General features: G+C 62.1%; 13 protein-coding genes and 1 pseudogene. 8 read left to right on the top strand and 6 right to left on the bottom strand.

The features are described 5' to 3' along the window. The first annotated feature begins 6 nt into the window (after window positions 1–6). The 3 genes from xdhA (at window position 7) to xdhC (ending at window position 5122) form a co-directional block, all read left to right on the top strand. Entirely contained in the window at window positions 7–1473 is a 1467-nt protein-coding gene (gene xdhA / locus ACMUVN_RS00610; RefSeq protein ID WP_414814785.1) for a xanthine dehydrogenase small subunit, read from the top strand. 214 nt (window positions 1474–1687) lie between these two features. Next, complete coding sequence (gene xdhB / locus ACMUVN_RS00605; protein WP_414814784.1) at window positions 1688–4027, top strand: xanthine dehydrogenase molybdopterin binding subunit; 2340 nt, start codon at window positions 1688–1690, stop codon at window positions 4025–4027. Between the two features lie 276 nt (window positions 4028–4303). Beyond that, window positions 4304–5122 (top strand): xanthine dehydrogenase accessory protein XdhC, encoded by an 819-nt coding sequence (xdhC, locus tag ACMUVN_RS00600; protein ID WP_414814783.1) that lies wholly within the window; start codon window positions 4304–4306, stop codon window positions 5120–5122. Here the strand turns inward: xdhC and ACMUVN_RS00595 are convergent. Further along, complete coding sequence (locus tag ACMUVN_RS00595) at window positions 5095–5286, bottom strand: hypothetical protein (protein ID WP_047611388.1); 192 nt, start codon at window positions 5284–5286, stop codon at window positions 5095–5097. The genes xdhC and ACMUVN_RS00595 overlap by 28 nt on opposite strands. Before the next feature lie 101 nt (window positions 5287–5387). Between ACMUVN_RS00595 and ACMUVN_RS00590 the strand changes: the two genes are divergently transcribed. Next, the gene (locus ACMUVN_RS00590; RefSeq protein WP_063474487.1) at window positions 5388–6284 is read left to right on the top strand and encodes a LysR substrate-binding domain-containing protein; all 897 of its coding nucleotides are present in this window, start codon (window positions 5388–5390) and stop codon (window positions 6282–6284) included. Between the two features lie 87 nt (window positions 6285–6371). Here the strand turns inward: ACMUVN_RS00590 and ACMUVN_RS00585 are convergent, their stop codons facing one another. Continuing rightward, entirely contained in the window at window positions 6372–6704 is a 333-nt protein-coding gene (locus ACMUVN_RS00585) for a hypothetical protein (protein ID WP_018243137.1), read from the bottom strand. A gap of 164 nt (window positions 6705–6868) precedes the next feature. After that, a pseudogene (locus ACMUVN_RS00580) lies at window positions 6869–6955 on the bottom strand (peptidase E); the annotation flags it as partial. Between the two features lie 130 nt (window positions 6956–7085). Between ACMUVN_RS00580 and puuD the strand changes: the two are divergent. The 3 genes from puuD (at window position 7086) to ACMUVN_RS00565 (ending at window position 10896) form a co-directional block, all read left to right on the top strand. After that, on the top strand, window positions 7086–8324 hold the full coding sequence (gene puuD / locus ACMUVN_RS00575; RefSeq protein ID WP_414814782.1) for a urate hydroxylase PuuD: 1239 nt from the start codon (window positions 7086–7088) through the stop codon (window positions 8322–8324). Beyond that, on the top strand, window positions 8321–9631 hold the full coding sequence (gene guaD / locus ACMUVN_RS00570; RefSeq protein ID WP_414814781.1) for a guanine deaminase: 1311 nt from the start codon (window positions 8321–8323) through the stop codon (window positions 9629–9631). The genes puuD and guaD overlap by 4 nt, the downstream gene beginning before the upstream one ends. A gap of 122 nt (window positions 9632–9753) precedes the next feature. Then, on the top strand, window positions 9754–10896 hold the full coding sequence (locus ACMUVN_RS00565) for an alpha-hydroxy acid oxidase (protein WP_047611796.1): 1143 nt from the start codon (window positions 9754–9756) through the stop codon (window positions 10894–10896). Between the two features lie 221 nt (window positions 10897–11117). Here ACMUVN_RS00565 and ACMUVN_RS00560 read toward each other — a convergent pair whose 3' ends face one another. The 3 genes from ACMUVN_RS00560 to ACMUVN_RS00550 are packed head-to-tail and all read right to left on the bottom strand — an operon-like array spanning window position 11118 to window position 14677. Next, window positions 11118–11558 carry a hypothetical protein gene (locus ACMUVN_RS00560; protein WP_047611399.1) on the bottom strand — a complete coding sequence of 147 codons (441 nt, stop codon included), beginning with the start codon at window positions 11556–11558 and terminating at the stop codon, window positions 11118–11120. After that, window positions 11555–12883, bottom strand: coding sequence for a phosphatase PAP2/dual specificity phosphatase family protein (locus ACMUVN_RS00555; protein ID WP_063474481.1), 1329 nt, complete (start codon window positions 12881–12883; stop codon window positions 11555–11557). The genes ACMUVN_RS00560 and ACMUVN_RS00555 overlap by 4 nt, the downstream gene beginning before the upstream one ends. Window positions 12884–12892: 9 nt before the next feature. Beyond that, window positions 12893–14677, bottom strand: a complete 1785-nt coding sequence (locus ACMUVN_RS00550; RefSeq protein WP_414814780.1) for a bifunctional alpha/beta hydrolase/class I SAM-dependent methyltransferase — start codon at window positions 14675–14677, stop codon at window positions 12893–12895. A 201-nt stretch (window positions 14678–14878) separates the two neighbouring features. Between ACMUVN_RS00550 and ACMUVN_RS00545 the strand changes: the two genes are divergently transcribed. Then, window positions 14879–15490: a CDP-alcohol phosphatidyltransferase family protein gene (locus ACMUVN_RS00545; RefSeq protein WP_063474479.1), complete on the top strand. Its 612-nt coding sequence runs from the start codon at window positions 14879–14881 to the stop codon at window positions 15488–15490. Window positions 15491–15567: the final 77 nt, after the last annotated feature.

Raw genomic sequence — 15567 nt, 5'->3', positions numbered from 1 at the left:
AATATCATGAACGACAGCATCCGCTTCATCCTGAATGGCGAGGACATCACGCTCACCGATGTCAGGCCGACCGAGACGCTTCTCGATTTTCTGCGGTTGAAGCGACGGCTGACAGGCACCAAGGAAGGATGTGCGGAAGGCGATTGCGGCGCCTGCACCGTGCTCGTCGGGCGGCTTGCCGACGGTAAGCTCGCCTATGAATCCGTCAATGCCTGCATCCGTTTCATCGGTTCACTGCACGCAACCCATGTGGTGACGGTCGAGCATCTCGCCGGCAGGGACGGCGCGCTGCATCCGGTGCAACAGGCATTGGTCGATTGTCACGGCTCGCAATGCGGCTTCTGTACCCCGGGCTTCGTCATGTCGCTCTATGGCCTGTGGCTGACCAGGGAAAACCCCAGCCGCTACGAGATCGAAAAGGCGCTGCAAGGCAACCTCTGTCGTTGCACCGGCTATGAGCCGATCGTCAAGGCTGCCGAGCAGGTGAGCCTGATGCGGCCAAGCACCCTCTTCGATCCGCTGGAACGGACGCGATCCGAAATCGTCGCCCGGCTCTGGGCGATGCAGGCGAGCGGCACGATCCGGATTGCCAATGGCGACGACCGGCTGATCGTGCCGGCTTCGGTCCAGGCGCTCGCCGAAGTCCTCTCGCAGGAGCCTGATGCGATTATCGTCGCCGGCGCGACGGATGTCGGCCTCTGGGTGACGAAGCAGATGCGCAGGCTGAGCCCGGTGGTTTTCATCAGCCACCTCAGCGAATTGCAGTCGGTTGGGGAAGGCGAGGATGGCATCACCATCGGCGCCGGCGTCAGTTACACCAAGGCTTTCGAGGCGATCTCCAAGAAAATCCCCGCGCTCGGGCGGCTGATCGACCGCATCGGCGGCGAGCAGGTGCGCAATATGGGCACGATCGGCGGCAATATCGCAAACGGTTCGCCGATCGGCGATAGCCCACCGCCGCTGATCGCGCTCGGCGCGACGCTGACGCTTCGGTCCCTGCAAGGCCAGCGCAGAATGCCGCTCGAGGATTTCTTCATCGCCTATGGCAAGCAGGACCGGAAACCCGGCGAATTCGTCGAAAGCGTTTTTGTGCCCTATCCGGCAGCAACCAGCCGCTTTGCCGCCTACAAGATCACCAAGCGTCGCGACGAGGACATCACCGCCGTGCTCGGCGCCTTCCTGCTGACGCTCGACGATGCCGAGATGATCACCGATATCCGCATCGCCTACGGCGGCATGGCGGCAACGCCGAAACGCGCCCGCACGGTGGAGGCCGAACTGATCGGCAAACCATGGACGGAAGCGACGATCGAGGCAGCCCGCCCCGCCTTCGACGCCGACTACCAGCCGCTGACCGACTGGCGCGCGACAGCGGAATACCGCCAGCTGACGGCGAAGAACCTGCTGACGCGGTTCTACCTGGAAACAGTGGGCGCGCCGGCGGAGCTGAAGCGGTTCGAGGAGGTGGCTTGATGGTTTGTTTCGCGAATTGGCCTCCCGCAGTCACCACATCGCCCCTCACCCTAACCCTCTCCCCGCCTGCGGGGAGAGGGGACGTGCCCTGCGAGAGGTGGCGAGGAACGGAGACGGCGCGGCATGTCCCTTCTCCCCGCAAGCGGGGAGAAGGTGGCGGCAGCTGGATGAGGGGCCGCGCAGAAAACCGTGCCGACCGTGGAGGGCTCATCTAATGGACAAGTCCACCTTCGAAGACCGCAAAGCCATCATATCAGGTCCCATGCACGGCTCGCTGCGGCATGATTCCGCGCATAAGCACGTCACCGGAACCGCCGATTATATCGACGATATTCCCGAACCCGCCGGCCTGCTGCACGGCGCCCTCGGCCTCTCCGACCGGGCGCATGCCGAAATCGCCGGCATCGACCTTTCCGCCGTTGCCGCCTATCCCGGCGTCATCTGGGTCTTCACCGGCAAGGACGTGCCCGGCGTCAACGACGTCAGCTCCAACGGCAGCCATGACGAGCCGCTGCTCGCCGAAACTTTAGTTCAGTTCCACGGCCAGCCGATCTTTGCGGTCATCGCCGAAACGCGCGATGCCGCCCGCCGCGCCGCCCGGCTGGCAAAGATCGACTATCGCGATCTGCCGCACTGGAGCGATATCGACGGGGCGCTCGCCAATGGCAGCCCTCTCGTCATCACCCCAATGACGCTCAGGCGCGGCGAGCCGGAAACCGAAATGACCAATGCCGCCATGCGTCTGAAAGGTCAGATGCGCATCGGCGGTCAGGAGCATTTCTATCTCGAAGGCCATATCGCCGTGGCGATCCCCGGCGAGGACGACGAGGTCACCGTCTGGTCCTCGACGCAGCATCCGAGCGAGATCCAGCACATCGTCGGCCACGTGCTCGACATCCCGTCCAACGCCGTCACCGTTAATGTGCGCCGTATGGGCGGTGGCTTCGGCGGCAAAGAGACGCAGGGCAATCAGTTCGCAGCGCTCGCCGCCATCGCCGCCAAGAAGCTCGGCCGCGCGGTCAAATTCCGTCCGGACCGCGACGAGGATATGAGCGCCACCGGCAAACGCCACGATTTCCTCGTCGACTACGAACTCGGCTTCGACGCCGAAGGCCGTATCCACGCGGTCGACGCAACTTATGCGGCCCGCTGCGGCTTCTCCTCCGACCTCTCCGGGCCGGTGACCGATCGCGCCCTCTTCCACGCCGATTCCAGCTATTTCTATCCGCATGTGCATCTGGTCTCGAAGCCGCTGAAAACGCACACCGTTTCCAACACCGCCTTCCGCGGTTTTGGCGGGCCGCAGGGCATGCTCGGCGCCGAGCGCTTCATCGAGGAGATCGCCTATGCCCTCGGCAAGGATCCGCTCGATGTCCGCAAGCAGAATTTTTACGGCCAGCCGGGCTCCGGACGCACGCTGACCCCCTATCATCAGGAGGTCGAGGACAATATCATCGCCCGCATCGTCGAGGAGCTGGAAGAAACAGCCGAATACCAGGCCCGGCGCAACGCCATCATCGCCTTCAACCGCGACAGCCGCTATATCAGAAAGGGCATCGCGCTGACGCCGGTCAAGTTCGGCATCTCCTTCACCATGACCGCCTTCAACCAGGCCGGCGCCCTCGTCCACATCTATCAGGACGGCTCGATCCATCTGAATCATGGCGGCACAGAAATGGGCCAGGGCCTCTACACCAAGGTGGCGCAGGTGCTGGCCGACAGCTTCCAGGTCGATATCGACAGGGTGAAGATCACCGCGACGACGACGGCCAAGGTGCCGAACACTTCGGCGACGGCCGCCTCCTCCGGCTCGGACTTGAACGGCATGGCCGCCTTCGACGCCGCCCGCCAGATCAAGGAACGGCTGGTGGCCTTCGCCGCCGAAAAATGGGACGTTGGGCCTACCGACGTCGTCTTCCTGCCGAACCGGGTGCGCGTCGGCGAGATCGAAATCCCCTTCCCCGATTTCATCAAGCAGGCCTATTTCGCCCGCGTCCAGCTTTCCGCCGCCGGCTTCTACAAGACGCCGAAGATCCACTGGGACCGCAAGGCCGGTCGCGGCACGCCCTTCTATTATTTCGCCTACGGCGCCTCCTGCACCGAGGTCTCGATCGATACGCTGACGGGAGAATATCTGATCGACCGCACCGACATCCTCCATGATGTCGGCCGCTCGCTGAACCCGGCGATCGACATGGGCCAGGTCGAAGGCGCCTTCGTGCAGGGCCTGGGCTGGCTCACGACGGAAGAACTCTGGTGGGACGACAAAGGCCGGCTGCGCACCCATGCCCCCTCGACCTACAAGATCCCGCTCGCCTCCGACCGTCCGAAGATCTTCAACGTCCGCCTCGCCGAATGGTCGGAGAACGCTGAGGCCACCATCGGTCGCTCCAAGGCCGTCGGCGAACCACCCTTCATGCTGGCGATCTCGGTACTGGAAGCCCTGTCGATGGCAGTGGCGAGTGTTGCCAATTACAAGGTCTGCCCGAGGCTGGATGCGCCGGCGACGCCCGAGCGGGTACTGATGGCGGTGGAGCGGATGAAGCGGGTGTAGGATGCGTCCGGCTGATTTGGTGTTTGAGCAGGGCCGGCAGAGTGGGTGGTACCCCCCTCTGTCCTGCCGGACATCTCCCCCACAAGGGGGGAGATCGGCAAGACGAAAGCCCTTCATCCATATTGCCCTGACATTGGATTATGAAAATCCGGTTTTACGCCATAGGGCCGCTATCTCGCGAAGCCCACGCCTCATGCCGATCTCTCCCTTTGTGGGGGAGATGTCCGGCAGGACAGAGGGGGGTGCCGCGGCCACATACCCATCGGTTGTCCTCCCATGACCAACCTACCCACCTTCCTCACCGGCCATCCCGACAGCATCCTCATCGACATCACCGCCACACAAGGTTCCACCCCGCGTGAGGCCGGCACCTTCATGCTCGTCTCGCCAGCCGCACTTTGGGGCACGATCGGCGGCGGCCAGTTCGAGTTTATGGCAATCGCAAATGCACGGGCGATATTGGCCGGAACTGGCGGAACGCCCACCATGGATATCCCGCTCGGGCCTGACATCGGCCAATGCTGCGGCGGGCGCACGCAATTGCGGTTTCGCCGGATGACGCAAACGGTGACCGAAGACATCGAAGCCAGGCTTGCCGGCGAGATAGAGTGTCTGCCGGAGGTCTATCTCTTCGGTGCCGGCCATGTCGGTCGGGCGCTGGCCGCGGCCTTGGCGCCGTTGCCGCTGTCAATCACGGTCGTCGAGACGCGGCAGGAAGAAATCACCAGCCTGCCTCCCGAAACGAAGACGCGGCTCGTGCCGATGCCGGAAGCGCTGGTGAAGGATGTTGCGGCCGGCGGCGCGCTGGTCATCCTGACGCACGACCATGCGCTGGATTTCCTCATCGCCCGCGAGGCGCTGGAACGGACCGACCTCGCCTATATCGGCATGATCGGCTCGGCGACGAAGCGCGCCACGTTCGTAAGCTGGCTTTCCCGCGAGGGCGGCGGAGAACGTGGCTGGACAGAACGCCTGACGCTGCCGATCGGCGGCTCGGCGGTCAGGGACAAGCGCCCTGAGGTGATCGCCGCCATGACCGCCGCCGAAATCCTGACGGCGCTTGCGGTCTACCGCATGCGTTCGTCCTCGCAGTAGGGATCGCGCCCGTCGAGGAAACCGAGATCGCGCTTGACGCGATCCGGCGCCGTGTCGAGATCGAGGCTGGGCATGCGCCAGATCCGCGCCAGCTGGCCGCCGATGCGCCGGAAAATTCCGATGGTCGGCTGCGGCGGGCTCTGTTCGATAGCATAGCAATCCATGACATCACCTCGATGGTTTGATGGTATGAGTTGCAGTTTGCAGCTAAAAATGCTGCAATTCCAATCGAACGACCGTCTGCATGCATCAAGAGAACTTATCCATGAAACTTTCCAAACAATTTCCACTGAATGCGCTGCGCGTCTTCGAGACCGCTGCCCGGCTCGGAAGTTTCACCAAGGCAGGCGACGAACTCGGTATGACGCAGACGGCCGTTAGCTACCAGATCAAGCTGTTGGAGGAGAATGTCGGCGAGCCGCTCTTCCTGCGCCGTCCCCGCCAGATCGCGCTGACGGAGACCGGCGAGCGACTGGCGCCGAAGGTGACCGAAGCCTTTGCCATGCTGCACGACGCGATGGCGACGGCTCGCGACAGCGTCGAAGGCACGCTCGCCATCAGCTCGACCCATACCTTCGCCTCGAAATGGCTGGCGCCGCGCCTCGGCTCTTTCCACTTGAAGCATCCGGCGATCGCGGTGCGCTTTCAGGCGAGCTCTGACATCATCGATTTCACCCGCGAGCAGATCGATGTCGGCATCCGCTGGGGCGACGGCAACTGGCCGGGGCTGACGCTGCACCGGCTGATGGGGCTGGAGTTCACGCCGATGCTGAGCCCGAAGCTGGCGGAAGCGGCCGGCGGCATCAAGGAGCCGCGCGATCTCCTGAAGCTCGATCTCTTCGACGCCGGCGATATCTGGTGGAAACAATGGTTCGAGGCAGCCGGCGTCACGGAGACGGATCTCGATCGGCGCCCGCGCAACCAGCTTGGCTCCCAGGCCGTGGAAGCCGATGCGGCCATCGCCGGCCATGGCGTCGCCATCCTCCATCCGGCCTTCTATGAGGCCGAGATCACGCTCGGCCGGCTCTACCAGCCCTTCGAACTGACCCGCAGCGACGGCAAGGCCTACTGGCTCGCCTACCCCGAAAACCGTCGCAACGTGCCGAAGATCAAGGCCTTCCGCAACTGGATCCTCGAGGAGATGAAGGCAGCCGGAAATTGATGCACGCCGCCTGAATTGTGCGGTGATTTTCTGACGACGCCATGCCGGACCCGGTTCGCGAGCCGGGTCCGGCGCTGTGGTCCGCCTTCAATATCCCATTTCCGGCGCATAAAAACAGCGCGGCGTATCCTCGTTCGGGAACAGACAGAGATGATAGTCGTTATCGCCGGATTGCATCGCCTTCGTCATCGGCAGCAGGAAGACATGAGCATGCGTGACCAACCGGTGGTCGCCAGGCATCAACGTCACCCGATATCCGCCCGGCGTCACCGCCACGCTTTTCGAAGGGATCATCTGGCAATCGCCATTATGACTGTCGCCGTTGCAACAATAGGGGTCATAACTCCACCCCGAAGGTGCGTCGTGGGCCGTCGCCAACGACGCATACGCAATCATCACACACGTCAGAATGCTGCGCATGGGCATCTTCTCCGTCGATGAATGCGCCGCCGATGATCCAACGGTTCTTATTTTATTCCGGCGGCCTGCAAAAATAATTGTAATCGAGTCGTCGTAGTTCAAGGCCTGCTATTTTAGCAGGCACAGTATAAGCCGGGGATAATGCACAGTCTTCTCGGCAGCTTTTAGGCACGCGACAGCAGATCGGCGATACGACCGTGATCGGCCGCTTCGGCAAAACCGCCGGAAATCATCAGTGGGGCGCCGAAGACGGGCGCGGTGATCATTCCCTTGCTCCTTTGGCAGCACGAACCGCTGTGGGTGTGCAGTCCTTCAATCTCCTCTTCCCTCCCCGCCAAAATTTCCGCAATGTCACGAGTCGGAGGAAGATAGGGGAACTCGATGTATGAATATGCCATAACATGGGAATGGTTCGCCTTCGCGGCGCGCTGGTTTCATGTCATTACCGCGATCGCCTGGATCGGATCGTCCTTTTATTTTATCGCGCTCGATCTCGGACTGGTGAAACGCCCGCATCTGCCGCCCGGCGCCTATGGCGAGGAATGGCAGGTCCATGGCGGCGGCTTCTATCATATCCAGAAATATCTGGTGGCGCCGACTCAGATGCCGGAGCACCTGACCTGGTTCAAATATGAGAGCTATTTTACCTGGCTTTCCGGCTTCCTGATGCTGTGCATCGTCTATTACGGCGGCGCCGACCTCTTCCTCATCGACCGGCACGTGCTCGATATCAGCCCGCCCGTCGCGATCCTGATCTCGCTGGCGTCGCTGGCGCTCGGCTGGATCGTCTACGATCTGCTCTGTAAATCCCCGCTTGGGCGCAACACTTGGGGGCTGATGGCGCTGCTCTATGTCGTCCTCGTCTTCATGGCCTGGGGCTATACGCAGCTTTTCACCGGCCGCGCCGCCTTCCTGCATCTCGGCGCCTTCACCGCAACGATCATGTCGGCCAACGTCTTCATGATCATCATCCCGAACCAGAAGATCGTCGTCGCCGATCTCATCGCCGGGCGCACGCCCGACCCCAAATATGGGCAGATCGCCAAGCAGCGCTCGCTGCACAACAACTACCTGACGCTGCCCGTCATTTTCTTCATGCTGTCGAACCACTATCCGCTGGCCTTTGGCACGCAGTTCAACTGGGTGATCGCCGCCCTGGTCTTCCTGATGGGCGTCACCATCCGCCACTGGTTCAACACCACGCATGCCAGGAAAGGCCGGCCGACCTGGACCTGGATCGTCACCGTCATCCTCTTCATCCTGGTCATGTGGCTTTCGACCGCGCCGAAGCTGCTGACCGGCGAGACGGATGCGGCAGCGGTCGCGCCCGCCTTCCAGCAATTCGCCGGCGACCCGCATTTTCCCGCCGTCAAGCAACTGGTCTCGACGCGCTGTTCCATGTGCCACGCCGCCGAGCCGGTCTATGAGGGCATCGTGCGGCCGCCAAAGGGCGTAATCCTTGAAAACGACGCCGAAATCGCCGCCCATGCCCGTGAAATCTATATACAGGCAGGCCGCAGCCATGCCATGCCGCCCGGCAACATCACCGACATCACGCCGGACGAGCGCAAGCTGCTCGTCGCCTGGTTCGAAAGCGCAGTCGAAGGCAAGAAACAATGACGACGACACTCCTGCGCGGCCGCCTGCTGTCCTTCCATCGCGCGCCGCTGAGCCTGACCGACAGCCAAAGCTATCTCTATGAGGAGGATGGCGGCCTGCTGATTACGGACGGGCTGATCTCGGCAATCGGCCCCTATGCCGATGTCAAGGCAAAAGCAGCCGCTGATGTGGCCGAGATCGACCACCGCCCGCATCTGATCATGCCTGGCTTCATCGACATGCACTTGCATTTTCCGCAGATGCAGGTGATTGCCTCCTATGCCGCCAACCTACTCGAATGGCTGAACACCTACACTTTTCCCGAGGAATGCCGCTTCGTCGAAAGCAGGCATGCTGAAAGGATCGCCGTGCATTTCTACGACGAGCTGATCCGCCACGGCACGACGACGGCGGTTGCCTATTGCTCCGTGCACAAGACCTCGGCCGACGCCTTCTTCGCCGAGGCGATGAAGCGCAACATGCGCATGGTCGGCGGCAAGGTGATGATGGACCGCAATGCCCCGCAGGGCCTGCTCGACACCCCCGAAATGGGCTATGACGAAACCCGCCAGGTGATATCGGACTGGCACGGCAAGGGCCGCAATCACGTCGCCATTACCCCGCGCTTCGCCATCACCTCGACACCGGCGCAGATGGAAGCGACATCGGCCCTGGCCCGTGAATTTCCCGACCTGCACATCCAGACGCATCTTTCGGAAAACCACGACGAGATCAAATTCACCTGCGAACTTTATGCCGAGGCGCTCGATTATACCGACATCTATGCCCGCTACGGCCTGCTCGGGCCGAAAAGCCTCTTCGGCCATGCCATCCACCTGTCCGAGCGCGAGGCCGATGCCATGAGCGAGGCGGGCGCCGTCGCCGTCCACTGCCCGACCTCGAACCTCTTCCTCGGCTCGGGCCTGTTTCCGCTGAAGGCGCTGGCGCGGCGCCAAAAGCCGGTCCGTATCGGCGTCGCCACCGATATCGGCGGCGGCTCCAGCTATTCGATGCTCAGGACGATGGACGAGGCCTATAAGATCCAGCAGTTGCTTGGCGAACGGCTGAACCCGCTGGAAAGCTATTACCTGATGACGCGCGGCAATGCCGAAGCGCTGTCGCTGACAGACCGGATCGGCACCATGGAACCTGGCACCGAAGCCGATCTCGTCGTGCTCGATGCGACGGCGACACCGGCCATGGCGCTGAAGATGGAGGTGGTGAAGACGCTGCCCGAGGAGCTATTCCTGCTGCAGACGATGGGCGACGACCGGGCGATTGCCGAGACCTATGTTGCAGGTGTGGCGCTGAAGGCGGGACTTCGATAACGCGCGCCGTTGCTCTCGAAATCGGTCCGTGAAAAGCTGCCTCACACGGCCAATTTCCCATAACACTGCCGCCAAATTCATGTTATGGCCGATGGCCGCATTCAGATGTGAAGGTTCAATTCATGGCCACCCCGCTCACCATCGCCGACCTGAAAAAACTCGCACAGCGCCGCGTGCCGAAGATGTTCTTCGACTATGCGGATTCGGGCGCCTGGACGGAATCGACCTACGCGGCGAATGAGAGCGATTTCAGTCAGATCAAGCTGCGCCAGCGGGTGATGGTCGACATGACCGACCGCACGCTGGCAACGACGATGGTTGGCCAGAAAGTGTCGATGCCGGTGGCTCTGGCGCCGACGGGCCTGACCGGCATGCAGCATGCCGACGGCGAGATGCTGGCGGCGCGCGCCGCCGAAGAATTCGGTGTTCCCTTCACGCTCTCGACGATGAGCATCTGCTCGATCGAGGATGTCGCTTCGGTGACGACCCGCCCCTTCTGGTTCCAGCTCTACGTGATGAGGGACAAGGATTTCGTCCTCAACCTCATCAACCGCGCCAAGGCGGCCAAATGCTCGGCGCTGGTGCTGACGGCCGATCTGCAGATCCTTGGCCAGCGCCACAAGGATCTGCGCAACGGCCTGTCGGCGCCGCCGAAATTCACGCCGAAGCATATCTGGCAGATGGCGACCCGGCCCTTCTGGTGCCTTGAGATGCTGCAGACCAAGCGCCGCACCTTCGGCAATATCGTCGGCCATGCGAAGAATGTTTCCGACCTCTCGTCCCTCTCCTCCTGGACGGCCGAACAGTTCGATCCGCGGCTGTCTTGGGCGGATGTCGCCTGGATCAAGGAACAATGGGGCGGACCGCTGATCATCAAGGGCATACTCGATCCGGAGGATGCGAAGGCAGCCGCCGATACCGGTGCCGATGCGATCGTCGTCTCCAATCATGGCGGTCGGCAGCTAGACGGCGCCTCCTCCTCGATCAGCATGCTGCCGAAGATCGTCGACGCCGTCGGCGACCGTATCGAGGTCCATCTCGACGGCGGCATCCGCTCTGGCCAGGACGTGCTGAAGGCCGTGGCGCTCGGCGCCAAAGGCACCTATATCGGCCGCCCCTTCCTCTACGGCCTCGGCGCCATGGGCAAGGAAGGCGTGTCGCTGGCGCTCGGCATCATCCGCAAGGAGATGGACATCACCATGGCGCTCTGCGGCAAGCGCGACATCAACGACGTGAATTCGTCGATCATCGACGGACGGCAGTGAAGCTGCTGGAGAAGCCAGCTGAGAGCGGTTCAACTTTTCATGGAAACGCAAAACCGCTCTAAGCTCTTGTTTTGACGCAATTCCGGACGGAATACCGCTTCGCACTTTTCCTGGAATTGCTCTAGAAGGGTCACGGATCCCGGAATCGCCGTCGCGATTGGCGCGCGCAAGACCTGCCGGACACGTGCCGGAGCGCTTGCATCAATCGCCTGCCGTCGTATTCAGCAGAGCGGCTGCCCATCGGTCGCATCGAGCACCAGGATCGCGAAAATCACGAGACAGATGGCGAGCGCAAAACGCTGCCGCCAGACGATGCGACGCGATCCGGCAATCCGCCTCTCGAGCCCAGACGGTGTCCCGTCAGGCTTGCGAAGCCGCATGCGGGACAACAGGTCGTCGACGGCAGCAAGACCGGCCGTCTCGGTCTCGTGGCTCGCCGCGAGGCGAAACAACAGCGCATCGAAGAGAAGATGGATCGCCAGCGCAAGAACAATCACGCAGAAAACCAGCATCAAGAGCCAGCCGAGCTGTGGAACGAAGCCTCGATATTCGGCAGTGATCGGGCCGACAATTAGTGGCAACAGTGCCGTCAGCCCGCAGAAGATCGAATTACGGCCGAGATTTCGCGCCGCCGCCGAGGCCGTGCTATTCCACTGCGTCATTGCACGCCCTCCGTCACGGCATGGATACTTTCCGCGGGCAGATGAACACGCCGCCCCGCCCGTTCGATCAGCCGCACTGCTTCGGCCGGATCTTCGCAACGTCGGCTGATGAGCAGCCAACGCACGATGACGCAAGCGCTCCGCTGGAAACCTAGCGCACAGCAGACGAGAACCGGTCCCTGCTCGCGCGCAGCCTCGACGAGGTTCGCCGCGGCGAGCGTCTGGATCTTGTCGAGGGCGGTAAGATCAAGGGTGGGAAAGCTGCACCAGCGCGCGCGTGTCGCGCCGGGGCGCTGAAGTTCGCCGGTAATGTCGATCACCGTGGCAAAACGGTCGGCCTCGTAGCGACGCGGAAAACGACCGAGATGGACGCCGTCGGCGATCGCCACCGACGCCGGCATTCCCCGGGTCCAGAGCCAAATATTGATGTGAGCGCCGAGCCGGTAGGGTGCTAGCAGCCAGCGGCTGGCAAGGGTGGCCCGGCCATCGACGCGTTTCTGGAATATCTGCGGGCCGGCGCCGAGATATCCGAGCGAGACGATCGCCAGCGCAACAGCCGGCCAGAGCAACAGCAGGGCCGCGGCCGATAGAGGCGTGCAGAGCGTTGCAAGGCCGAGAAATGCGATGGCGCCGCATAGATAATAGATGCCGAGGCGACGCGACTTCGGATCGCCGCTCATCGCAAAATTCGCGAGAGGCGAACCGGCATCGCGCGGAAAAAGCCAGGCGGCAAACAGGCCGAGCAGCATGCCGGTCGGTATGTCGATGACGTGATGCTGCCACGTGGTCAGCACGGAGGCACCGATCAGGAGGCACCAGAAGTGCCACAGAAGCCGTGCCTTGCGCGGCAGCCGGCCGCGCAGATGGTCCCAGATCACAACCAGGAGCGCGATATGCAGCGACGGCGCCTGGTTGAACGGCTTATCGAAGCCGCCGAGCACGGCGAACATGAAACCGGGCAGGCCGCTCGTTGCCGGCCGCACGAAGGTCGCTTCAAGCGGAAACGCGACAAAGCAGGCGACGGCTATTATCTGGATCGTTAGATAACGCCTCGCCAGCATATCCACACCGCGCGGCGTCGTGTTGATGAACAGGCAGAGTGCATAGAACAGATTGATCGACCAATAGGGAATGATCGTCCATCCGAGGAACGGAATGGCGCTTTCCCATGCGAAGGCGACGTTCGGCACATGAGCGCGCTGCGACGCCAGCCAATTGGCGCCGCCATAGCTCAGATAGAAGAACGGTCCCAGGAAGGCGAGCCAGAGCGCCGCCCGCTTCTGGACCGGTGCTGCCCGGGAAAAAGGTGAACGTGCCTTCTCCACGCTTTGCCCTCAAACTCGCTCGGCCAACGAGACAGTGAAAATGCCCCACTGGTCGATGCGCTGTTCGATCTTGCGGAAACCGGCTGCGGCGACCAGTTGGTCCATTTCCTCTTGCGTCCGCCGCCGCATCACCCACGCCTCGCCGCCGCGGTGGGAGGTCAGGGCGCGGGCAATCATCTCCAATTGTGGATGCCATGGCTGGTTGGTGTAGACTAGCAGACCACCGGGCCGCATCGCGCGGGCGATCCCGTTGAGGGAAGCGGCGATCATCGCATTGTCGGAAAACAGCTCGTAAAGGCCGGAGACGATCGCGAGATCCGGAGCCGGCGTGGTTGCTGCCAGCCCCTCGCCATCAAAGGCATCCTGCTGGCGGAAGTTGACGAAATCGCCCAGTCCACGTGCGGCAATGCTGTTGCGGCCGGCATCGACGTTAATGGGGGAATAGTCCTGCAGCCGCGCACTGTCGGGACGCACGGCAGCCGCCTCGATCGCATCAAGCACATAACGGCCGTGCCCGGCCGCTATGTCGAGCATATGGGTGCTGCGGCCGGCTGCTTTCAGGCGCTGCAGCGCGCGGTCGATCAGCTCCTGCAAGTGCAGCTTTCGCTGCCTGATACCGCGCCAGCCGATCGCCTCGAGGAACACCTTGTCGATCAAACGCCCGCCGGGACCGAGCCCGCGCGGCTTGTTCTCGTAGACGTAGTCGAGCGTCGAGCCGGAATCAAAGCCGGTCTTGACCCCGGTCTTGATGCCCTCGGACACCAAGGCGCCGATCTTGATGTTGAGGCGGCTGAGCGCCCAGTAGATGCCACGTGGGGATGTCGCGTCCAGCGGGCTCGCAAGCCGGTCGGCCTCGTCCTTTGTATAGCCCTGGATATGGGCGTTGCGAAGGTCGGCAGGTGCCCGGGGCTCGGCAAAACGCGCATCTATAAAACGGCGGACCTCGGCGAGCGCAATCGCGCGGTCCTTTTCGCCAAGCGTATCATGGTAGAAGCCGGCAAGCACATGCCGTTCCTTGATCCGGCTGCCGAGGTTTTCGTAAAACCGGTGCTGCGGCGCCTGTCGCACCACCCAGTCGCTGCCGGAGATCAGCAGTTGGGTCGGGACGGTGATGGCGCGGGCGTCGCCGACGACGCGGGCTGCCGCCTCATAGAGCTGCACCAGCATGTTGGAGGCAATCGGCCTAGATATCAATGGGTCGGTTTCGTAGGAGGCGATGCGCTCGGGATCATGCGTCAGGAACCTCGCCTTGACATAGGAATTGACGAAGAATGTACCTTTGAGCTTTTCCCAGAACGCGATGCCTTCTTTGGCAAAAGGCACGTAGAGCTTGACGCTGAAGGCCGGCGAGGCAAGCACGAGCGCACGGATCGGCGGCGCATAGTCGTGCACCCAGGTGCTGGCGAGGACCGCGCCGACACTCTGCGCAATGACGGCGATGTCTTCGACTGAAGTACCGCTTGTCTCGCTGACATGGCGGACGAAGCAATCGAGATCATGCGCCGAGGCAGCAAAGGATGGAGAATAGCCGCGCTCTCCCGGTGAACGCCCATGGCCGCGTGCGTCCCAGGCGTAGAAGGAAAAATCATCGAGACCGAGTTCGGTGGCGAGATGAGCGACGCGGCCACTATGCTCGTGGCCGCGATGGAGAAGAATGATCACGCCCTTCGGTGCAGCGCTCGTCGAAGGCCACGCCCGATAAAACAGCCGAGTGCCATCATGCGATGCGAATTCTGATTCATGCATTGGTCTGGCCGTCGAGGACGGTTGCCCACTATCGGCAGTTTGCAGCACGCTCTTCTCCAATTCTGATGGGTGGATAGGTTGCATCCATTGGCGAGCACAGTGATTTGCTTTCATTGCAAAAGTCTAGTTGCAAATGTAAGTCCTTTGCATGAACCGATATGAAGTGCGGCCTTCCTCACAGCTGCGACGATCTGCACTGCCCGAGCCGGCATAGACTGTTCAAATGCCACGAAATTCCAATGAGGTAGCATGTCTGTTTATCAATTGAAGTCCCGATTTCAGAATATTCTTCGCCCTCTGGTGCGCTCCCTCGCGGCGCGAGGCGTCACCGCCAATCAGGTGACTTCAGTTGCCGCCGCCGTCTCGGTTGCATTGGGCCTTTTTCTGAGCGTCGCCCCGCTTCCGCACTGGTTCCTGCTGGTGCCGGTATGGTTTCTCCTGCGCATGGGCCTCAACGCCATCGACGGCATGCTCGCGCGCGAACATGGGCAGAAGAGCATTTTAGGCGCCTATCTGAACGAGATCGGTGATGTCGTGTCGGATGTCGCCCTGTATTTGCCGTTTGCGCTCATCGATCCGAACGGCTTGGTGCCGGCGTTATCAGTCATATTCCTCTCGGCGCTGACGGAATTTGCCGGCGTTCTGGGTCAAACGGTCGGGGCAAGCCGGCGTTACGACGGGCCGCTGGGCAAGAGCGACCGCGCGGTGCTTTTCGGCGCGCTCGGCATCTTTGTCGCGGTTGGCGGTACGTTTGCAGCATGGACTTCGTGGCTCTGGGCGGTTGTGGCTCTCCTTCTCATATGGACCATCATCAACCGTATCAGCGCCGGTATTCGCGAGGCGCATACCGCCGCCCGATAGGACGCTGCCTCTCCTTCTAACGCCATGTTAAGCTTAGGTTGTATTTTAGCACAACCCCTTGAAAGCACCAAAGCGGT

This window comes from Rhizobium sp. IY2 (assembly GCF_047532935.1).
GTDB classification, from domain to species: Bacteria; Pseudomonadota; Alphaproteobacteria; order Rhizobiales; family Rhizobiaceae; genus Rhizobium; species Rhizobium anhuiense.
Note: the sequence above shows the minus strand (reverse complement) of the source record. Positions and strands in the feature narration are given on the sequence as shown.